21 protein-coding genes are annotated in these 20602 nt (G+C 70.9%); 19 read left to right on the top strand and 2 right to left on the bottom strand.

Annotated elements, in window-relative coordinates; translation table 11 throughout:
* Position 1: 1 nt before the first annotated feature.
* The 3 genes from ACFWUY_RS17980 to ACFWUY_RS17970 all read left to right on the top strand — a co-directional run bounded on the left by ACFWUY_RS17980 (position 2) and on the right by ACFWUY_RS17970 (position 3494).
* Positions 2-1429 (top strand): aldehyde dehydrogenase family protein, encoded by a 1428-nt coding sequence (locus tag ACFWUY_RS17980; protein WP_384108524.1) that lies wholly within the window; start codon positions 2-4, stop codon positions 1427-1429.
* On the top strand, positions 1426-2541 hold the full coding sequence (locus ACFWUY_RS17975) for an NAD(P)-dependent alcohol dehydrogenase (protein WP_384108522.1): 1116 nt from the start codon (positions 1426-1428) through the stop codon (positions 2539-2541). The genes ACFWUY_RS17980 and ACFWUY_RS17975 overlap by 4 nt, the downstream gene beginning before the upstream one ends.
* An 80-nt stretch (positions 2542-2621) precedes the next feature.
* Positions 2622-3494: a class I SAM-dependent methyltransferase gene (locus ACFWUY_RS17970; RefSeq protein WP_384108838.1), complete on the top strand. Its 873-nt coding sequence runs from the start codon at positions 2622-2624 to the stop codon at positions 3492-3494.
* Between the two features lie 156 nt (positions 3495-3650).
* Here ACFWUY_RS17970 and ACFWUY_RS17965 read toward each other — a convergent pair whose 3' ends face one another.
* The gene (locus ACFWUY_RS17965; RefSeq protein ID WP_384108520.1) at positions 3651-4184 is read right to left on the bottom strand and encodes an EF-hand domain-containing protein; all 534 of its coding nucleotides are present in this window, start codon (positions 4182-4184) and stop codon (positions 3651-3653) included.
* 344 nt (positions 4185-4528) lie between these two features.
* Here ACFWUY_RS17965 and ACFWUY_RS17960 point away from each other — a divergent pair, with 344 nt between their 5' ends.
* From ACFWUY_RS17960 to ACFWUY_RS17890, 15 genes are all read left to right on the top strand, one after another.
* Positions 4529-5536, top strand: a complete 1008-nt coding sequence (locus ACFWUY_RS17960) for a TauD/TfdA family dioxygenase (protein ID WP_384108518.1) — start codon at positions 4529-4531, stop codon at positions 5534-5536.
* Between the two features lie 43 nt (positions 5537-5579).
* Complete coding sequence (locus tag ACFWUY_RS17955) at positions 5580-5972, top strand: cupin domain-containing protein (protein WP_384108516.1); 393 nt, start codon at positions 5580-5582, stop codon at positions 5970-5972.
* Positions 5973-6086: 114 nt separating this feature from the next.
* The gene (locus ACFWUY_RS17950) at positions 6087-7259 is read left to right on the top strand and encodes a LeuA family protein (RefSeq protein WP_384108514.1); all 1173 of its coding nucleotides are present in this window, start codon (positions 6087-6089) and stop codon (positions 7257-7259) included.
* A 14-nt stretch (positions 7260-7273) separates the two neighbouring features.
* Positions 7274-7600, top strand: a complete 327-nt coding sequence (locus tag ACFWUY_RS17945) for a Dabb family protein (protein WP_384108512.1) — start codon at positions 7274-7276, stop codon at positions 7598-7600.
* 105 nt (positions 7601-7705) lie between these two features.
* The gene (locus ACFWUY_RS17940) at positions 7706-9118 is read left to right on the top strand and encodes a phenylacetate--CoA ligase family protein (RefSeq protein WP_384108510.1); all 1413 of its coding nucleotides are present in this window, start codon (positions 7706-7708) and stop codon (positions 9116-9118) included.
* A complete protein-coding gene (locus tag ACFWUY_RS17935) occupies positions 9118-10071 on the top strand; it encodes a branched-chain amino acid transaminase (protein ID WP_384108508.1) in 954 nt (317 codons plus the stop codon). Before ACFWUY_RS17940 ends, ACFWUY_RS17935 begins: the two co-directional genes overlap by 1 nt.
* Positions 10072-10115: 44 nt before the next feature.
* Positions 10116-10730 carry a prephenate dehydratase domain-containing protein gene (locus tag ACFWUY_RS17930; RefSeq protein ID WP_384108506.1) on the top strand — a complete coding sequence of 205 codons (615 nt, stop codon included), beginning with the start codon at positions 10116-10118 and terminating at the stop codon, positions 10728-10730.
* A 1-nt stretch (position 10731) separates the two neighbouring features.
* A complete protein-coding gene (gene leuC / locus ACFWUY_RS17925) occupies positions 10732-12126 on the top strand; it encodes a 3-isopropylmalate dehydratase large subunit (protein WP_384108504.1) in 1395 nt (464 codons plus the stop codon).
* Positions 12123-12695, top strand: coding sequence for a 3-isopropylmalate dehydratase small subunit (gene leuD, locus ACFWUY_RS17920; RefSeq protein WP_384108502.1), 573 nt, complete (start codon positions 12123-12125; stop codon positions 12693-12695). Before leuC ends, leuD begins: the two co-directional genes overlap by 4 nt.
* A 128-nt stretch (positions 12696-12823) precedes the next feature.
* The gene (locus ACFWUY_RS17915) at positions 12824-13207 is read left to right on the top strand and encodes a RidA family protein (protein ID WP_384108500.1); all 384 of its coding nucleotides are present in this window, start codon (positions 12824-12826) and stop codon (positions 13205-13207) included.
* A complete protein-coding gene (locus ACFWUY_RS17910) occupies positions 13204-13473 on the top strand; it encodes a chorismate mutase (RefSeq protein ID WP_384108498.1) in 270 nt (89 codons plus the stop codon). Before ACFWUY_RS17915 ends, ACFWUY_RS17910 begins: the two co-directional genes overlap by 4 nt.
* Positions 13470-15326 carry an FAD/NAD(P)-binding protein gene (locus ACFWUY_RS17905; RefSeq protein WP_384108496.1) on the top strand — a complete coding sequence of 619 codons (1857 nt, stop codon included), beginning with the start codon at positions 13470-13472 and terminating at the stop codon, positions 15324-15326. The genes ACFWUY_RS17910 and ACFWUY_RS17905 overlap by 4 nt, the downstream gene beginning before the upstream one ends.
* A gap of 5 nt (positions 15327-15331) precedes the next feature.
* A complete protein-coding gene (locus tag ACFWUY_RS17900) occupies positions 15332-15928 on the top strand; it encodes a cysteine hydrolase family protein (RefSeq protein WP_384108494.1) in 597 nt (198 codons plus the stop codon).
* Complete coding sequence (locus ACFWUY_RS17895) at positions 15925-17139, top strand: pyridoxal phosphate-dependent aminotransferase (protein WP_384108492.1); 1215 nt, start codon at positions 15925-15927, stop codon at positions 17137-17139. The genes ACFWUY_RS17900 and ACFWUY_RS17895 overlap by 4 nt, the downstream gene beginning before the upstream one ends.
* 208 nt (positions 17140-17347) lie before the next feature.
* The gene (locus tag ACFWUY_RS17890; protein ID WP_384108490.1) at positions 17348-18688 is read left to right on the top strand and encodes a class II 3-deoxy-7-phosphoheptulonate synthase; all 1341 of its coding nucleotides are present in this window, start codon (positions 17348-17350) and stop codon (positions 18686-18688) included.
* Positions 18689-18772: 84 nt separating this feature from the next.
* Here ACFWUY_RS17890 and ACFWUY_RS17885 read toward each other — a convergent pair whose 3' ends face one another.
* On the bottom strand, positions 18773-19498 hold the full coding sequence (locus tag ACFWUY_RS17885) for a LuxR C-terminal-related transcriptional regulator (protein ID WP_384108488.1): 726 nt from the start codon (positions 19496-19498) through the stop codon (positions 18773-18775).
* Between the two features lie 396 nt (positions 19499-19894).
* Between ACFWUY_RS17885 and dhaL the strand changes: the two genes are divergently transcribed.
* Positions 19895-20527: a dihydroxyacetone kinase subunit DhaL gene (gene dhaL / locus ACFWUY_RS17880; RefSeq protein ID WP_384108486.1), complete on the top strand. Its 633-nt coding sequence runs from the start codon at positions 19895-19897 to the stop codon at positions 20525-20527.
* Positions 20528-20602: the final 75 nt, after the last annotated feature.

Here is a 20602-nt window from a genome sequence, read left to right as displayed (position 1 = left end):
GATGCCGACACCGGAAGCCGGCCGTGTCCCCGGGCGTCGTGCCGCACGCCTCGCCGTCGTCGACCCGGCCACCGGGGAGACCTTCGACGAGGCACCCGACCAGCAGCCGGAGGAGTTGGACGACGTGGTCGCCCGCGCCCGGCGGGCCTGGGGCGGCTGGCGCGCCGACCCCGCCGCCCGCACCGCCGCGTTGCGCGGCTCGGCCGACGCCGTGGAGGCGGCAGGCGACGACCTGGCCCGGTTGCTCACCCGGGAACAGGGCAAGCCCCTGGCCGAGTCGTACGCGGAGGTCGCCCGTACGGCGGCCCGCCTGCGCTACTTCGCCGACCTGGCCCCCCGCACCCGCCGGATCGACGACGGGCGGCCCGTGCACAGCGAGATCCGCTGGCGCCCCCTCGGACCCGTCGCCGCGATCGTCCCGTGGAACTTTCCCCTCCAGCTCGCGGCGGCGAAGTTCGCGCCCGCGCTCGCGGCGGGCAACACCATGGTCCTCAAACCGTCCCCGTACACCCCGCTCGCCACCCGACTGCTCGGCTCCGTCCTCACCAAGGCCCTGCCCGAGGACGTCCTGACCGTCGTCACCGGCCGGGAACCCCTCGGCGCCCGCCTCGCCTCGCACCCGGGCATCCGCCACGTCACCTTCACCGGTTCGGTGCCCACCGGGCGGGCCGTCGCCGGAGCGGCGGCGGCCTCGCTCGCCCGGGTCACCCTGGAGCTGGGCGGCAACGACGCGGCCGTCCTCCTGGACGACGTCGACGTGGACCGGATCGCGGACCGGCTGTTCTGGGCCGCGTTCCGCAACTGCGGGCAGGTCTGCATGGCGGTCAAACGCGTCTACGCACCGGCCCGGCTCCACGCCCAGGTCGTCGAGGCCCTCGCCCACCGCGCGAGGACCGTCGCCGTCGGACCCGGGCTCGACCCGGACACCCGGCTCGGGCCGGTCAACAACGCACCCCAGCTGACCCGGGTCGAGCGGGTCACGCGGCAGGCCCTGGCGGCCGGCGCCCGGGCGGCGGCCGGCGGCCACCGGCTCGACGGGCCGGGCCACTTCTTCGCTCCCACGATCCTCACCGACGTCCCACCCGACAGCCAGGTGGTGACCGGGGAACAGTTCGGCCCGGTCCTGCCGGTGCTGCCGTACCGGAACCTCGACGAGGCCGTCGACGCGGCCAACGGCACCGGCTTCGGCCTCGGCGGCTCCGTGTGGGGCACCGATCTCGACCGGGCCGAGGCGGTGGCCGACCGGCTCGAATGCGGTACGGCCTGGATCAACCACCACGCCGAACTCTCCCTCGCCCAGCCCTTCGCGGGCGCCAAGGACAGCGGGGTCGGTGTCGCGGGCGGCCCCTGGGGCCTCTACGGCAACCTCCGGCCGTTCGTCGTGCACCGCCCGCAGGGGGACGACCGCCCGCGGGAGGAAGGACGATGAGGTTCCGAGCCGCCGTGCTGCGCTCGTACGAGGACCCGTTCGCGGTGGAGGAGGTGGCCCTGAGCACCGGCCCGGCCGCCGGTGAGATCCTCGTCGAGATCGCGGGTTGCGGAATGTGCCGGACCGATCTCGCGGTCCGGCGGTCGGCCGGCCGCACCCCGCTGCCGGCGGTCCTCGGCCACGAGGGGGCCGGAGTCGTGGTGGCGTCGGGCGACGGCCCGGACAGCGCGATCGGCGTCGGCGACCACGTCGTGCTGAGCTTCGACTCCTGCGGACACTGCCGGAACTGCCGCGGCGCGGCCCCCGCCTACTGCGACTCCTTCGCCGCCCTCAACCTCTTCGGAGGACGCAAGGAGGGCGTGCCACGGTTCACCGACGCCGCCGGGGGAGCGCTGGCTCCCCGGTGGTTCGGCCAGTCCTCCTTCGCCGCGTACGCGCTCGTCCCGGTCCGCAACGCCGTCCGGGTCGACCCCGCCCTGCCGCTCGAACTGCTCGGACCGCTCGGCTGCGGCTTCCTCACCGGCGCCGGAGCCGTACTGAACACCTTCCGTGCCGGTCCCGGCGACACCCTCGTCGTACTCGGCGCGGGAGCGGTGGGCCTGGCCGCGGTGATGGCCGCCACCGCCGCCGGCGTACGGACCGTGGCCGTCGACCGGCACCCCGGGCGACTGGCCCTGGCCGAACGGTTCGGCGCGGTCCCGCTGCCCGCCGCGACGGCCGGGCCGGCCGGACCGGCCGAGCGCATCCGCCGGCTGACCGACGGCGGCGCGCAGTACGCCCTGGACACCACGGCCTCGGCCCCGCTCATCGACGAAGCGCTCCGCGGACTGCGTCCCACCGGCACCCTCGGCCTCGTGGCACGCCTCCACACCGCGGTGCCGCTCGAACCGGGCACGCTCGACCGGGGCCGCGGCATCCGGCACATCTGTGAAGGGGACGCCGTGCCCGGACTGCTGATACCCCGGCTGATCGGCCTGTGGCAGGCCGGCCGCTTCCCCTTCGACGAGCTGATCCGCACCTACCCGCTGGCCGACATCAACGAGGCCGAACGCGACTGCGACGCCGGCCGCGTGGTCAAACCCGTCCTGCTGCCGGAAAGAAGAGACCGATGAGCGAAACGTTCACCACCGAGGACTCCTCCCGTCCGACCGACGGGCCTGCCGCACCCCTCGTTCCCGCCGCCGTGGAAGGCGTGGACGGCGTGGACGGAGGCGTGGGCCTGACCGCCCTCCTGGTCGCCGCGGCACGGGCGATCGAGACCCACCGCCACGACAGCCTGGCCCAGGACACCTACGCGGAGCACTTCGTGCGCGCGGCCCGGGCCTGCGCGGACTGGCCGGTGCGCATCGAGCAGGTTCCGGACGGGGACGACGACCCGCTGTGGGGGAGGTTCGCCCGCTACTTCGGTTTGCGGACGAGGGTCCTCGACGACTTCCTCCTCCAGTCGGTCGGTACGGGCGCCCGCCAGGTGATCCTGCTGGGAGCGGGGCTGGACACCCGCGCCTTCCGGCTGGAACTGCCGTCCGACTGCGTCGTCTTCGAGCTCGACAGGGCGGGCGTGCTGGCCTTCAAGCGGCGGGTGCTCACGGAGCTCTCGGCCGCCCCGAAGGCGAAGCGGGTCCCGGTACCGGTCGACCTGCGCGCCGACTGGGTCACCGCGCTGACCTCCGCCGGGTTCGACCCGGCCGCCCCGAGCGTCTGGCTGGCCGAGGGACTGCTCTTCTACCTGCCGGGCCCCGCCGAGACGCACCTCGTCGACACGGTGGACCGGCTGACCACCGGGGGCGGCGCCCTGGCCTTCGAGGCCAAGCTGGAGAAGGACCTGCTGGCGTACCGCGACAGCCCGATCTACACGGCGACACGAGAGCAGCTCGGCATCGATCTGCTCGACCTCTTCGACAAGGGGCCACGCCCCGACTCCGCGGGCGCCCTGACGGCCAGGGGCTGGTCCACTTCGACGCACACGCCCTTCGACTTCACCCGCCTGCGGGGACGTGGCCCCCTCCCCGAGCCGAACGACGCGCTGGAGGGGAACCGGTGGGTGTTCGCGCACAAGCCCCGGTGATGACGTCCGCTCACGACGACGTCCGCACGGGGCCCGGCACTGCCGTCACATCACGGCGGTGCCGCCCGCGCACGTGGGGGTGAGCCGGGTTCCGTACTGATCGACGGCGTCCCGTGACGGCCCGAGCCGCCACGGGACGCTCGCGTCCGGACCGTGTCAGACGGCCCGGACGGACACCAGCCGGTCGCCCGGGATCCCGGCCTTGTCCGGCGCGTAGTAGTCCTCGATGCCGGCGGCCCACGTGGCCACGGTGATGCGGTCCTCGGCGTCAGGACCGAAGGCGTCGAAGAGCGCGTGGATGTTCGCCTCCTCGAAGCCGATCGCCGTCATCAGCGACACGAAGAGCGGACGCTCGATCAGGCCGTCCCCGTCGGGGTCGCCGAGTGCGGCGAGCGCCTCGGCGAACTCGGTGACCGTGGGGCCGAAGCGCTCGGGGTCGAGCACGAACGGACGGAACTCGTCGAGGGTGATCACGCCGTCGCCGTCGGTGTCCAGTTCCGTGACCAGCGTCGTCCAGTAGCGGCGGAACGCGGCCCGGATGGCCTCCTTGGCACCGTCGCCCGACGCGACCGCCGCCTCCAGCACACGACCCGTCATGAGGTCGAAGTCATCGGATTCGATAACTCCGTTTCCGTTGGCGTCGAAGAGGGAGAAGACCAGCTCGACCCGCTGGGCAGCCTCAGTTCGCATGTCCGTCACCTGTCTCCTGCGGTCCGTCGATCCCGGACCTGGCTCAATGCGTGCTCCTGGGTAACCGCGCCGGGGCGGAAGCGTGACGGTGAGGCGGTCTCCGCTACCGGAATGAGTGAGTCCGCCGATAATCGGTCCGGACGGACCGGATCCGGCCGTCCGCCTCCAGGTGGCAGGAAAAAAACCGGTACGGGGCATCCCGGCGTTCCCTCTCCTCCGCGACTCCTCCTTGGCTTCACGCCTCCTCTTTAGGTTGAGTCGAAACTCAACCGTCAGCCGATGCGGGGGGCGAGGAGCATCGCTTGAATACTCGTACCGAATCGAAAGAATGTGGGGGTCGGGTTTTGGAAGCGATACTGGTTCTGACGGACGGTGAGCGTGCTCAGCTCGTCGAGAAGCTCGCGAGCGTCGAGGCGAGTCCGTACAAGGACTATCCGGCGTTCAGCGAGCTCATTTCCAAGGTCGTGGCCGACGGGGGAGTTCCCGCCCGGCTGCTCGAGGCCGCCGAGAGGATGCGAGTCGAGCGTTCCCAGGGCCTCGCGGAAGCTCACGTCCTGCGTAACTGCCCGGTGGACGAGGACCTGCCCGACATCGGCAACGAAGATCCCTCCGCCGAGAAGAAGAGCCGAAAGACCACGTTCATCGGCGAGGGGTTCCTGGAGCTGCTGGCCCAGATCACCAGGACGCCGCTGCTGTCCTACGCGAACCGTTTCGGGGGTGACTTCTTCATCGACGTCATCGCCATCAACAAGTACCTGGGGCAGCAGACCGGCTACAACGGCGGCGAGGTGGTGTTCCACAACGACCGCACCGCCCACCCCGTCCGAGCCGACTACATCACCCTGCTGGGCATGCGCTGCCCGACCGAGGACCTGGTCTACACCGGCTTCGTCCCCGGCCGCCGGCTCATCGCCGAGCTGTCGCCGGACATCCAGCAGGTGCTGCGTGAACCCCACTTCGTCACCCCGTTCGACGTTGTCTCCCGGGACGCGAACAACGAGCTCGAGAGCGCGCCGGCGCACGCCATCCTGAGCGGGGTCTCCTCGCTGCGCTACCTCGACACGCACACCACGACCGCGCCCGACGCGCCGGTCGAGGCCAAGGACGCCCTGCTGGCGCTGAAGAACGCGCTGACCCGGGTGCCCAAGGAGCGGCACCGCATGCAGGAGGGCGACGTGCTCACGTTCGCCAACCAGCACGGCCTGCACAACCGCGAGCAGATCGAGATCAGCGACGCCCGGCGCGCGCTCGGCCGCTGGCTGCTCAAGACCTACGCCTTCGCGGACCAGGCCGCTGCGGACGCGCACGGCGACGCCTGGATCGACGGGGTGCCGGGCAAGGTCGGCGACTGATCCCGTTCCCCACAAGACGAGCGAAAAAGGAATACGAATACATATGTCTGATCAGGCTGACACGAGCGCGCTTCCGCAGCTGTACACCGGAATTCCCGGGAAATCGTTCGGACCGGTGGACTACAAGTTCGAGCCGTTGATACGGGACGGCCGGATCGGTGCGGAGATCCATTCGCTCTACTCGACGGCGGAAACCGGTGAGAACGGCCCCGCGGCGGCCATCGTCCGCTATATGCCGAGTGGAAAAGCCCAGCCGCACCGGCACCCTGGATACGAGATCATCTGGATCGTCGAAGGCGAGCTCGAGACCGACGACGGAGTTTATCCCGCGGGCAGCCTCCTTGTGATGCCCCCCGACAGCGTGCACACCCCGCGCAGTCCGAAGGGCGCTGTCGGACTCGTGGTGTGGGAGCAGCCGGTACGGCCGGCCCAGTGACCGGTTCGAAGCGTTGAGGACCACGCGGGACCCGCGCCCGCGACAGCCGTGTCCGCGGATTGCGGTGCTTCCGCGGAGAGACGCGCCACACCCCTCCTCCACCCAAGGAATCCAATGACGAACAGGCAAGCCGCACGACGCATAGGGATATTCGACACGACGCTGCGCGACGGCGAGCAGGCTCCCGGAAACGCCATGTCCGCCCAGGACAAGCTCGATCTGGCCCTACGGCTCGAAGCGCTGGACGTGGACGTCATCGAGGCCGGCTTCCCGGCCTCGTCGTCCAACGACTTCGATGCCACCCAGGCGGTCTCCGCGGCACTCAGCCGGGCCCAGGTGGCGACCTTGTCCAGGGCGCGCAGGGACGACATCGAGACGGCGGTCCAGGCCGCCGGCAGCCGCAACCACGTCCTGCAGATCATGGGCACCGGCAGCGACATCCACCTCGAGCACAAGCTCGGCATCACCCGGCAGCAGGCGATCGACGACGCCGTCGACGCCGCGCGGTTCGCCACGTCCCTCGGGGTGGAGACCGTGGCGGTGGGGATCGAGGACGCCACGCGCGGCGACTTCGGCTACCTGCAGCAGCTCACCGAGCGTGCGGTGGAGGCCGGAGCCCGCTACATCCCGATCGCGGACACCTCCGGCTGCGCCTCCCCCGAGGAGTTCGGCGACCTCATCGCCAGGATCCGGGAATGGGCGCCGGCACCGGTGCGCATCGGGGTGCACTGCCACAACGACTTCGGCCTCGCGACCGCCAACGCGATCGCCGGCCTCCAGGCCGGTGCGGACGACGTCCAGGTCACGGTCGGCGGCATCGGTGAACGGGCTGGCAACACCGCCATGGAGGAGGTCTGCGCCCTGCTCGCCTACAAGGGCGAACAACTGGGCCTGTACGCCGAGGTCGACCTCGCCGGCATCTACGCCGTCTACAACCGCCTCCGCGAGGTCATCCGCCTCGAAGAGCCGCGGAACAAGGCCATCTTCGGCCGGTACGCGTTCGGTACGGCGGCGGGAATCCACCAGGCGGGCATGCTCCGCAACCCGGCGACCTACGAGTACGTCGAGCCGGCCCGCTTCGGCAGGGAGCGCACGCTGCTGATCAGCAGGCACTCCGGCCGGGCCGTGCTGCGCCACCTGCTCGACGACATGAACCTGCGGGTCGACGAGTTCAAGTTGAACGAGATCTACCGCGAGTACATCGCCGAGCGGGTCGAGAGCGACTGCGAGGACATCTCCGTCCTGCGGGAGCGCCTGGCGGCCGATCTCGCTCCCGTGCCGAGCTGACCGGGGAGCAGGGAATGATCAGCCACATCGTCTGCTTCCGGTTCCTGCCGGGCATCACCTGGGCGGATCCCCGGGCCGTCGAGGCCGAGCGCATCTCACGCGGCCACCCGGAGCACATCCCCGACATCGTGTCCTGGACGGTCGGGCGCAACACCACGGCCCGTGAAGCCGCCTACGACTTCACCGTGATCGGCCTGTTCGAGGACCGGGAAGCGCTGGAGCGGTACCAGGCCCATCCCGACCACCGGCGGGGGGTCCGCGCCTGGACCGAGCTGAGTACATGGGTGGTGGTCGACCTCGACGACACCGAGGACGCCCTGCTCGGCGCGCCGGCCCGATGAGCACCGGCCTCACGGCCCGGAAGCCGGCCGGCAGGATCGCCGGCGGCCTCCCGCCGATGCGCTGACACCCGCAGAACTCAGCCACGACATACCGAAAGGACAGCGGTGTTCACCCTCTTCAGGCCGGAACTCGAGGCCTTCGCCCGCGGCGCGCTCACGGAGCAGCGACAGCTCCACAAGGAAGGCCGGCCGACGGACGACCTGCACGCGCTGCAGATGGAGCGCGTCGCGGAGACCATCCGTTACGTCCGGGCCAACTCGGCGTTCTACCGCGACCGGCTGCGCGATGTCACCGTCGCCCCGTCCGGGCCGATCAGCCCGCAGGAACTCGCCGCGGTGCCGTTCACGACCAAGGACGACCTGCGCGCGGAGCTGTTCGACGTCATGTCGCAGCCGCTCGACAAGGCCTGGGTCTACTACGAGACCACCGGAACGACCGGCCGCGCCACCCCGTGCCCTCGTGACGAGCACGACTCCATCGTCAACAACACCGCCCTGACGCTCGCCTACGAGGACGTCTTCGCGCAGCACGGCGAGCACCACGTGGTCGCGGTGATGGGGCCGACCGAACTCCACTCGACCGGCGACACCTTCGGCGACGTCCTGCGCAACCTCGGCCACACCGTGGTCAAGATGTGGCCGCACTCGCCGGTCGTCGGATTCCCCCGTGCGCTGGCCCTGCTCGAACAGCTCGGTGTGACCGCGCTCGTCTGCACCCCCGGCATGGCCATCTCGCTGGCCAAGGCGGCCCGCGCCGCCGGCGTCGACCTCCACTCCCGCCTGGGGGTCCGACTCATCCTCACCCTCGGCGAGCTGACCTCGCCGGCCATGCTCGAGAACCTGGGCGCGCTGTGGTCGGCCAGGGTCTACAACTGCATGTACGCCTCGCAGGAGGCGTCGATCATGGCCGCCTGCCACGCGGACGGCCGGCTGCACACGGTGCCGCTGAACAACTACCTCGAGGTGGTCGACCCCGACACGGGGCGGCCGGTCGAGGCGGTCGACGGGACGCGGGAGGGCGAGCTCGTCGTCACGCATCTGTACCAGGGCTCCAAGCCGCTGGTGCGGTACCGCACCGGTGACATGGTCCGGCTCTCCGCGCGGGCCGGTTCGGTCCACGAGGTGCTGCAGCCGATCGGCAGGGTCAGGGACGCGCTGCACCTGGGCGGGCGGCGGGTGACCGCCTTCGACCTGGAGCAGACGCTGTTCACCCACATCCGTGGCGTCATCGACTACTTCCTGGTCATCGACGAGGTGGACGGACAGGACCTCGTCACGGTCAACCTCGAGCCGACGGACCGGGAGGCGGGGCTGCGCCTCGACCGCGAGGTGCTCCGGCGGGCCGTCGCCGAAGCCTTCGGTGTCCGCTGCGAGGTCGTGCTCGGCTCCATGGACGCCATCACCAGCACCGGTGCCATGGTGAGCTGGAAGGCCGCGCGGATCCACGACCGGCGGGGCAGTGAGCCCGAGCCCGAGCGCCTGGCCGCGCTGGCGATCGCCACGGGACGTAACGCGTGATGGCCACGACCGCGGTGGCGGCGCCCCCGTACGCGTACCACAACGGCGCCTTCGTCGAGGCCGGCGCCGTCAGCCTGCCCCTGAGCACGCAGGCCCTGCACTACGGCACCGGTGTCTTCGAGGGCATTCGCGCCTACGCCCAGGAGGGCACGGCGGGACCGGCGGTCTTCCGGCTCCGGGACCACCTGGAACGCCTGGAGCGCTCCGCCGCGACCCTGCGGATCCGGCTCCCCGGCGACGTGGCGGGGCTGGCCGACATCGTGCTGGACCTGCTGCGGCGCAACGGCAGCGGCGGCGACACCTACATCCGCCCTCTCGCCTACAAGCTCGCGCTCGAACCCGGCACGCCCTTCGGCGTCCGGCTGAGCGGAGTGTCCGGGCAGTTCACCGTCACCACGGTGCGGATGGGTTCCTACGTGCCGAGCGAAGGCCTGCGCTGCAAGGTGAGCAGGGTCCGCCGGGTGCCGTCGGTGAGCGTCCCGTCCGGGGCGAAGATCACGGGCACCTACGCGAACAACGCCCTGGCCGTCGAGGAGGCCCACGCCGACGGGTGCGACGACGCGCTGATGCTCGGCCTCGACGGCAACCTCACCGAGGCGAGCACGTCCAACGTCTTCGTCGTCGGCCGGGACGGGACCGTCGCCACACCGCCGGTGACCGCCGACATCCTGCCCGGCATCACCCGGGCGACCGCCATCGAGCTGCTCGAGCGCGAGTTCGGGACGACGGTCGAGGAACGGCCGGTGTCCGTGGAGGAACTGACAGCAGCACAGGAAGTGTTCACCACCGGCACGGGCGTCGAGATCTGTCCGGTGACATCGATCGACCACCGCGAGGTCGGCACGGGCCGGGCGGGTGCCGTGACCTCGCAGCTCCGTCACGTCTACGACGAGGTGGTCCGGGGCCGGCGCCCCGCCTACGCCTCGTGGCTCACGCCCGTCCGTTCCGCATGACTCCGGACCACCGGTCCGCAGAGGTACAGGGGGAAGGAAAAGCAGTGCAGCACACAATGGTCCAGGGATTCCTGGACATATCTCTGCCCACCACGGCCAAGGGATGGAAGGTGGCCACGCTCGGCCCGGCCGGCACCAGCAGCGAGCTGGCGGCCAAGCACCTCATCAAGCGGCTTCCGGGCATGGCCGTCGAGCAGACTCCCGAGCTGTTCCACAGCTACGAGATGGCGTCGAGGGCGGTCGTCCAGGGCACCGCCGATCTGCTGGTGGTGGCCAACGCCTACGCCAAGGTCTCCGAGTTCTACATGGACACGACGCTCAGTCTGGTCGGTGCGTACCACTACCAGACCCCTCAGTACGGCATCGCGGTACCGGCCGGCACCACTTTGACCGGACCGGTCCGGATCGCGAGCCACCCGGCGCCGATCCCCCTGATCGAGCAGCTGCTGCCCGTGGAACTGAGCGTCAAGGAGATCGTGCGGGCGGAGTCGACCAGCGCGGCCGCGCTCGCGGCCCGTTCGGGCCGGGTGGACGCGGCCCTCACCACCCAGCCCTCGGCCGAGCGGTACGGGCTGACGTTCATCTCGGGAACCCGGCCCATCGACATGCTCTGGTCCGTGTTCGGCCTCGCCCGTGCCGTCGAACCCGTGGCGGCCTGACATGGGAAGGACACTGGCCGAGAAGATCTGGTCCCACCATGTCGTACGGCCCCTCGACGACGGCGCCGATCTGCTCTACGTGGACCTGCACGTCCTGCACGAGGTCAACACGCCCCGGGCCTTCGACGACCTGAGGGCGTCGGGCAGGACCGTCCGGCGTCCCGACCTGACACTCGCGGTCGAGGACCACAACACTCCGACCAGGGACGGCGCCCTCGAGGACCTGGCCGGACGGCGGCAGCGCGAGCTGATCCGGGCCAACTGCGCCGAGTTCGACATCCGGCTGCACCGGCTGGGCGACGCCGATCAGGGGATCGTGCACGTCATCGTCCCCGAACTGGGCCTCGCGCGGCCCGGCATGACGATCGTCTGCTGCGACTCGCACACCTCGACGCTCGGCGCCCTGGGCGTGCTCGCGTTCGGCATCGGCACCGGCCAGGTCGAGCACGTGCTCGCCACCCAGACCCTTCCCGTACACCGGCCGAAGGACCTCGCCGTCGAGGTCTCCGGCGTGCTGCCGGACGGGGCCACGGCCAAGGACCTCGCGCTGGAGCTGATCGCCCGGATCGGCACCGGGGGAGGACAGGGCAGCGTCATCGAGTACCGAGGTGAGGCCGTCCGCCGACTGTCCATGGAAGGCCGGATGACGCTCTGCAACATGAGCATCGAGGCCGGCTCCCGGGCCGGCCTGGTGGCGGCCGACGACGTGACGGTCGACTACCTGCGCTCACGGGTGGCCCTGGACGACGGCGAGGAGTTCTCCGCCGTCGAGGCCCGGTGGCGTGAGATGCGCAGCGACGACGACGCCCGGTTCGACGACGTCGTCCACATCGACGCCGCCGACGTCGGCCCCAGGGTCTCCTGGGGAACCAACCCCGCGCAGAACCTGCTCATCGACGGACGGGTCCCGTCCCGGGCGGACTTCGCCGCCGGCGAGGACTGGGCCTCGGCCGAGCGGTCCATGGAGTACATGGGCCTGCGCCCGGGCCAGGCGGTACGGGACCTCGAGGTGAGCACCGTCTTCCTCGGCTCGTGCACCAACGGCCGGATCGAGGACCTCCGCGAGGCCGCGTCCGTCCTCGACGGGCGTCGCGTCGCCGAGGGCGTGCGCATGCTGATCGTGCCGGGTTCCGCGGCCGTACGCCGCCAGGCCGTGGCCGAGGGCCTGGACAAGGTGTTCGACTCGGCCGGCGCGGACTTCCGCGCCGGCGCCGGCTGCTCGATGTGCTGCGCGCTGAACGAGGACCGGCTGGCACCGGGCGAGCGCGCCGCCTCCACCAGCAACCGCAACTTCGAAGGGCGCCAGGGGAAGCAGTCCAGGACCCACCTCGTCTCGCCCCGGGTCGCGGCCGCCACCGCGGTCACCGGCCGCTTCACGACACCGGAGGACCTGTGAGCGAGCCCGTGACCCGCACCGGGACCGCGGTTCCGCTGCGGCGCGACGACGTCGACACCGACCAGCTCGCGCCGGCCCGGTTCGTCCCGTACTACCGGCCGGACGGCTTCACGAACATCCTGCTCGCGGACTGGCGGAGCGACCCCGGCTTCGTCCTCAACCAGCCGCAGTACCAGGGGGCGACGGTCCTCGTGGCGGGCCGCGACTTCGGTACCGGATCATCGCGCGAGTCGGCCGTCTGGGCACTGCAGAGCGCGGGCTTCCAGGTGGTCGTCGCCGCCCGGTTCGGCGACATCTTCCGGGGCAACGCCACGACCCGGGGACTGTGGACGGCCGAGGTCGACCACGAGGTGATCGAACGGCTGTGGGCGGAGATCGAGGCCGACCCGTGGCTGGCCGTCACGGTCGACCTGACGACGCTGCGGCTCAACTGCGGTGCGGTGGAGAGCCCGTTCCGCATCGACGAGCCGTTGCGACGGCGCCTGCTGGAGCCGGGGGACCGGATCGCCGAGACGCTGGCCCACCTCCCCGCGATCGAAGCGTACGAGTCGAAGCAACCCGCCCTCTGACCAACCCGCCCTCTGACCGCCGAGGCCGGTACCGAAGGCCCCGGCCGGTTCACCGGCGCGATCCGGCCCCTCGCCCGGCCCGACACCCGGCGTGCCTCCCCCCCGTATCTTCTCCGGAAAAGGTGTTCATGCTCAGCCAGACGTTCTCCGCGCCCGGCGCTCCGGCGCCGGCGGCACGGTACTCACCGGTCGTCCGCCGAGGCCCCCTGCTCGCGGTCTCGGGCCAGGTCCCCTTCCTCCCCGGTCGGCTCGAAGGGCCGGCTCCGGGCATCCGCGAGCAGGCCCGGGCGGTCTTCACGTACCTCCAGGAACTGCTCGAGACCGCCGGCGCCGACGTCTCCGACGTCCTGATGGTCAGGATCTACCTGGCCCGTGAAGAGGACTTCGCGGTCATGAACGAGATCTTCGACGAGGTGTTCGGCGAAGTCCGGCCGGCCCGCACGACGGTATGGGTGCACCTGCCGGGAGAGCTGCTGATCGAGGTCGACGTCCTGGCGGTGGTCGGCACATGAGCACGAACGCGGGAACGGAGGCCATCGCGAACTGGCGAACCGAGATCGACGTCCTCGACGAGAGGATCATCTCGCTCCTGGAGCAGCGACTGGCGCTCTCCCTGCAGGTCCAGCGGACCCGCATGCGCGAGGGCGGTGACCGGCTCGCCTCGGACCGCGAGCGGTGGATCGTCCGGAGGTACGCCGACCGTCTCGGCGACCGCGGCGCCCGGCTGGCGGGCCTGGTCCTGGAGATGTGCCGCGGAAACACGGGGCGGGCACGATGACCGCGATCGCCCTCGTCGGGGGCGGACCCCGGGCCATGAGCATCCTGGAACGGCTCGCCGTCCGCGCGTCCGAGTCCCCCGAACCCGTCGACATCCACATCATCGACACCGTGCAGGTCGGCTGCGGCCGGGTCTGGCGCACCGATCAGCCGGACTGGTACCTGATGAACACGGTGGCCGGCGAGATCACCGCGTTCTCCGGTGCGCCGGACGCGGGCCCGGCCCGCCCGGGGGCCGGCCCCTCGTTCGCCCAGTGGTGGGACATGACCGAACCGGGGCGCGCGCACGCCAACGACTACGCCCCGCGCCGCGTCTACGGCCGCTACCTGCTCTTCCTGCTCGACACGATCGAACGGGCACTGCCGTCCTCCGTCACCCTGCACCGGGTCGTCGCCACCGTGAGCGACCTGCGCAAGGACGGAGAGGGGTACTGCCTGACCCTCGACGACGGGCGGGAGCTCCACGTCGATCGGGCCGCCATCGTCACCGGCCACGCGCGGCCACGTCTGTCGGGGCACCTGCTCGAACTGCAGCGGTTCGCACAGAGCCACCCCGGCCTGCGGTTCGTCCCCGGAGGCTCGGCCGCGGACATGCCGCTGACCGACATCGCCCCGCGTGCCAAGGTCGGTGTGATCGGGATGGGGCTCACCTTCTACGACGTGGTGGCCGCCCTCACGGTCGGGCGCGGCGGAACGTTCACCGAGTCGCACGACGGCCTCGTCTACACGCCGAGCGGCGACGAGCCGTTCCTCGTCGCCGGTTCGCGCAGCGGCTTCCCCCAACCGGGACGCGGCCGCAACCAGAAGCCGTCCGGATTCGCCTACCGGCCGGTCTTCTTCACCGAGGAACTCGTCCGTGCCGCGGCGGGCGGTGAACGCCTGGACTTCCACCGGCACCTGCTGCCCCGCCTGATGGCGGAGGTCGACTTCGTCCACTTCACCACCGTGCTGCGCGAACGCTCCGGAGCGGCCACCGCCGAGGAGTTCGCCGCGCGGGTACGTGCCGGGGGCGGCGTCCGCGTCTCCGACCTGGCACGGTGTGCCGCGGACTTCGGCCTCGGCGACCTGCCCGGCCTCGACTTCGACACCCTCGCCCGCCCGTTCGCCGACCGGACGTTCGCCGACCGGACCATGTTCGACAAGGAGCTCCTCGCCGCACTGGACGCCGACGTGCGCGAGGCGGAGCGCGGCAACGTCGACTCCCCGGTCAAGGCCGGCCTCGACATCCTGCGCAGCCTGCGCTGGATCATCCGGGAACTCACCGACTTCGGCGGCCTGACTCCGGCGTCGCACCGGGACGGACTCGTCGGCTGGTACGCGCCGCGCAGCGCCTTCCTCGCCGCCGGGCCGCCCCTGAGCCGGCTGCGCGAGACGCGAGCCCTGATCGAAGCGGGGATCCTCCGGGTCGTCGGACCCCGGGCGACGTACGTGACCGACGCCGTGACCGGACGGTTCGGCGTCGTCTCGCCGCAGGTACCGGGAGCGTCCGAGGCGGTCGACACCCTCATCGACGCCCGGATCCCCGAGCCCGACGTCCGGGCGGACACCTCCGGGCTCTCCGGCATGCTGCTGCGCCGCGGGCTGTGGAGCGAGTTCGTCAACGGCGGGGAGTTCCCCACCGGCGGAGTCGCGGTGACCCGGTCGCCGTTCCATCCGCTCGGCGCGGACGGCCGGCCGGAACGCGGCCTGTACGTGCTCGGCATTCCCAGCGAGTACTCCCGCTACTTCACCCAGGTCGTCGCGACCGGGCCCACAGGGTGGAGCGAGTTCATGCGTGACGCGGACGACGTCGCCTCGCACATGCTGCGCCCCGCCGAAGTCACCGTTCCCCAGTCCCTGACGATCGGAGGTTGAGAAGGATGTCACGGTCAGCACTGCTCGTACTCGACATGATCAACGAGCTGGTCCACCCCGACGGGCACTACGCGCACGTGTGCCGCAAGCAGGTGGCCCGCCGCGGCGTGATCGACCGCACCGCGGCCGCGATCGACCGCGCCCGCGCCCGCAGCATACCCGTCATCTACGTGGTGCTCGGTTACAGCAGCCACTACGAGGACTGGCCCGGCGGGTCGGCCCTCTTCGGGCCGGCCGACCCGGAGCACCGCTTCACCCTCGGCGGCTGGGGCACCCAGGTCCACGAGCGGCTGGCACCCGAGCCCGGTGAGGACATCGTGGTCAAGCAACGCGTCAGCCCGTTCTACGGCACGAACCTCGAGTTCCTGCTCAGGGCGCGGAAGATCGACACGCTGCTGCTGACGGGGGTCGCCACCGACCTGGTGGTGCTCATGACCGCCCGCGAGGCGCACGACCGCGACTTCGTCGTCCAGGTGCTCGAGGACGCGACGGCCACCGGAGACGAGACGCTGCAGGAGGCCGCACTGCACATGCTCGCCCGCACCGCCGTGGTCAGCAGTGTCGACGAGGCACTCCCGGAGACGGGACGGGCCGCCGCATGAGCACCCGGTCCGCCCCGGTCGCGGCGTCCATCGGACGGTCTCCGACCGTGGCCCTCCTCGACGAGGTGCAGCGCCAGAAGGCGCGCGGCGTCGACGTCCTCAACCTCAGCGGCGGCGAGCCCGACTTCGCGACGCCCGACCACGTGGTCCGTCCGGCGGTCGAGGCGCTGCAAGGCGGCTTCACGCACTACACACCGAGCCGGGGGATCCCGGAGCTGCGCGAGGCGATCGCCGCCAAGCTGCACGCCGACAACGGGATCGTCGTGGACCCCGGGACCGACGTCATCGTCACCCCGTCGGCCAAGCACGGCATGTTCATCGCCCTCGCCGGTGTCATCGGACCCGGTGACGAGGTGCTGGTGCCGTCGCCCGCGTGGGTCAGCTACGCCCCGATGATCACGCTGCTCGGGGGGCGCGCGGTCGACGTCCCGCTCGATCCGCGGGACCACTTCACGATCACCGCCGAGCAGCTGTCGGAGGCGGTCACCCCGCGTACCCGGGCGATCCTGGTGAACACGCCGAACAACCCGACGGGCCGCATGCTCACCGCGGCCGAGGCCGACGCGGTCGCGCGGGTCGCCGACCGGCACGACCTCGTCGTGCTCACGGACGAGATCTACGAGTACATCCGGTACGACGGCCGGACGCACCGCAGCCTGGCCGCCCGGCCGGGCTGCCGGGACCGCACCCTCACCGTCAACGGCTTCTCCAAGAGCCACGCCATGACCGGGTGGCGGCTCGGCTACGTGGCAGGGCCGGCGGCCGTGCTGCGGGAGGTCGTGAAGGTGCAGGAGCACACCGTCGGCTGCGCCTCCTCGTTCGTCCAGCGCGGGGCGCTCGGGGCGCTCGGCGAGGAGTCCCGCGCCTGTGTCGACGAGATGGTGGCGAGCTACGACGCCCGGCGCCGGTTCCTCGTCGGCGCGCTGAACAAGATCCCCGGCGTGTCCTGCGCCGACCCCGAAGGGGCCTTCTACGTCCTGCCGGACATCTCCGGACTCGGCTTCGGATCGGCGCAGGAGTTCTCCGCCTGGCTGATCGAGCACGCCGGGGTCGTCGTCACGCCGGGAAGCGCCTTCGGCCCCACCGCCGAACAGCACGTCCGGCTGTCCTTCGCGGCGCCCCTCGACACCCTGGCGAGCGCGGTCGAGCGTCTCGCGGCGGCGCTCGACGCCGGGGGAGCCCCGAGGGGGACGCCGGCTCCTCCTCCTTAAGTGCAGAAGAACTCGGCCGACGGCCGATGCGGGGCGGAGACGGCCGCTGCTTGAATCGTCCGGGAGACGTCGAGACGCCACCGGAACCGTTCACCGCGTGTTCCGTACTCATGTGGTGACGGCGGCCCTACCGCGCTTCTGCATTCCCCTTCACCTTCTCACTTCGACGGAAGGGAGTGGCGGTAGTGCGCTACCGCTCATTCCGGCCATGAAAAAAGACGAACCCGATGTCCATTCGTTCCGGACGAGGCCGGCCGCCCAGCAGCCCGTCTGGCCGGACCCCGAGGCTCTGAACTCCGTCCTCGCGGACCTGTCGACCGCTGTTCCGCTCGTCTTCGCCGGCGAGTGCGACCAGCTCCGCGACCGTATGGCCGCCGTCGCCAGGGGCGAGGCGTTCCTGCTCCAGGGCGGTGACTGCGCGGAGACCTTCGACGCCGTCTCCGCCGACCAGATCCGCGACACCCTCAAGACACTGCTGCAGATGGCCGTCGTGCTGACCTACGCGGCCTCGGTACCGGTGGTCAAGGTGGGCCGGATCGCCGGACAGTACTCCAAGCCCAGGTCCAAGGACACCGAGACCCGCTCCGGTGTGACGCTGCCCGTCTACCGCGGCGACTCGGTCAACGGCCTGGCCTTCACCCCCGAGTCACGCACCCCCGACCCCGAGCGGCTGCGGCGCATGTACCACGCGTCCGCCGCCACGCTCAACCTGGTGCGCTCCTTCGCCACCGGTGGATACGCGGCACTGGAACAGGTGCACGCCTGGAACCGGGACTTCGTCGCCCTGTCCGCCAGTGGTGAGCGCTACGAGAAGCTGGCCCAGGAGATCGACCGTGCGCTGGACTTCATGACGGCGTGCGGCGTCCACCCCGAGCAGTTCGAGAACGTCGAGTTCTACTCCAGCCACGAGGCACTCGTACTGGACTACGAAGCCGCGCTGACCCGGAAGGACTCGCGCAGCGGCCAGCTCTACGACACGTCCGCCCACATGGTCTGGATCGGCGAGCGCACCCGTCAACTGGACGGCGCGCACATCGAGTTCGCCTCCATGGTCCGCAATCCGATCGGGGTCAAGCTCGGTCCGGGCGTCTCGGCGGACGAGGCGCTGGCGCTGATCGACAGACTGGATCCGGACCGCGAGCCGGGCCGGCTGAGCTTCATCACCCGGATGGGAGCGGGCAGGGTCCGCGATCTGCTGCCCGGCCTGGTGGAGAAGGTCACCGCGAGCGGTGCCCGGGTCGCCTGGATCTGCGACCCGATGCACGGCAACACCTTCGAGGCGTCCAGCGGCCACAAGACCCGCAGCTTCGACGCGGTGCTGGACGAGGTCAAGGGGTTCTTCGAGGTACACCAGGGCCTCGGCACCCACCCGGGCGGCATCCACGTGGAGCTGACCGGCAGCGACGTGACCGAGTGCGTGGGAGGCGGCGACGAGGTCCGCGTCGACCACCTCCACCAGCGCTACGAGACGGCCTGTGATCCGCGGCTGAATCGCAGTCAGTCGCTCGACCTGGCCTTTCTCGTGGCGGAGATGTACCGGGGGGCGTGAGACCCGTCCCCGCCCCGGCCCCACGCCCCCTCCGGGGGCGTGGGGCCGTCCGGCAGCCGAGTGGTGCGGTCCTCGGCGGAGGCCTCACCTCGCCATGGCCGCCAGATGCCCGCCCGGCACCGTCTCCGTGTCGAGACCGTAGGAACTCTGGAACAGCAGAACGGCCTCGAGGCGGTTGCGGGCACCGAGTTTGGTCAGCGCGTGCGAGACGTGGCTCTTGACCGTGGCCGGCGACACGTGCAGCTGGGCCGCCGTCTCGGCGGTCGACATGCCGTCGGCCAGGCTTTTCAGCACCTCCCGCTCGCGTGACGTCAGCGTGTGCAACAGCCGCTCGGATCCGGTCGTCCGCGCGCTCGACGGGCCGGGCGCCCGCTGGGTGTAGAGGACGCGCAGCTCCGGCGAGAGCACCGTGTGTCCGGAAGCCACCGCGCGGATGGCCGCCGACAATCCGGCGACCTGGATGTCCTTCACCAGACAGCCGGTGGCGCCGGCCGCGAAGGCCGCGTCGAGCCGTCCCTTGCTCCAGGTGGTGCCGACGAGCAGTACGCGCACCTTCCGCGACTCCAGCCGGCGCACCAGCTGAGCGACGTTCTCGCGAAACACGGAGACCAGGACCACCACGTCGATCCGGTCTAACGGCCATTCGGTCAGAGGCTGTTGTTCATTCACGCTTCCCGCCACTTCGAGATGCGGGGATCTGCGGAGGACGCTTGTCAGGACGTGTCGCGAGATCGGGTCGTGGTCCGCCACCAGCACTCGTACTCTTTCGTCGGCGTGGTCGGCGCCGAAGAGTTCACGCTCCAGAGACATACGTACGTCCTTCATATGGCTGTGCGATCTGGACGGAGCACGAGCCTAGTTCGCGGAATGTCATTCAGCAATGCTGAACAACGTTTTGTTTAGGTGTGCGCTTCGCCACCTTCTCCGCTCATGTCCCTGTGGAATTTCTGACCCTTCGTCACCTCCCGTGCGATCGCGTGTCGTCCGCGACCGGGAATTGTTTGGTCGTCAACTACCTTTGAGTGAGCGGCATATGGGGTGTCCAGCCTTCGGTCGTTCGTTGTCCCGGTCCGCACGAGGCCCTACGATCGGATTTTTGCTGCGGTTCCAGCTCTTTGCGTGGAACGCCCTGCGATGTCGCTTGACAGTGTGGTCGAGGGGCGACGTTCCCTGTTGTCACGGCTGAAGGGAAACCGAGTGGATGTCGTGCTGGCTCGAGACTGGTTACGGGCCTTTGCGAGAGCGGCCCACGACAACAAGGGTCGCCTCACCGTCCTCGACTCCGCGATCGGCGACGGCGACCACGGCGTGAATCTGTGCCGGGGGTTGTCGGACGTCTGCCGATGGCTCGAGGAGGATGACGCGCCGGACTCCGCGGGAGACGTGCTGAGCGGCGCGGGAGCGCTGCTCCTGTCCCGGGTGGGCGGCGCTTCAGGAGTGCTGTACGGCAGCGCCTTCCAGGCGATGGGGGGTGAGCTGGCGACCCCCGGGGCCGATCCCCGTCGGCTCGGGGCCGCGCTCGACGCGGGGCTCGCCGTCATCGTCAAGCTGGGGGCCGCCGCCCCGGGGGACAAGACCATGGTGGACGCCTTCGTGCCGGCCCTGACGGCCTTCCGCGGCTCCTGTGACGAGGCCGGGTGCCTGCGGCGTGCGACGTCCGCCGCGGCGTCGGCGGCGCGTGCCGGGGCGGAGTCCACGATTCCGCTGCTGGCGCGCAAGGGGCGGGCGTCCTATCTCGGCCATCGCAGCATCGGATACCTGGACCCGGGGGCCGTGTCCACGGAACTGCTCTTCCGCACCCTGGCCGAGGTGACGTCATCCGTTCGCGTATGCGCCTGACCGGGTGCGGGGGCCCGCGGATGAGGACGTTCCGCTGAACGGCCGTGTGGCCCGGGGAGGCGAGGTGGACTCGCC

Origin of the sequence: Streptomyces sp. NPDC058664, assembly GCF_042716635.1 — a bacterium.
GTDB lineage: Bacteria > Actinomycetota > Actinomycetes > Streptomycetales > Streptomycetaceae > Streptomyces.
Note: the sequence above shows the minus strand (reverse complement) of the source record. Positions and strands in the feature narration are given on the sequence as shown.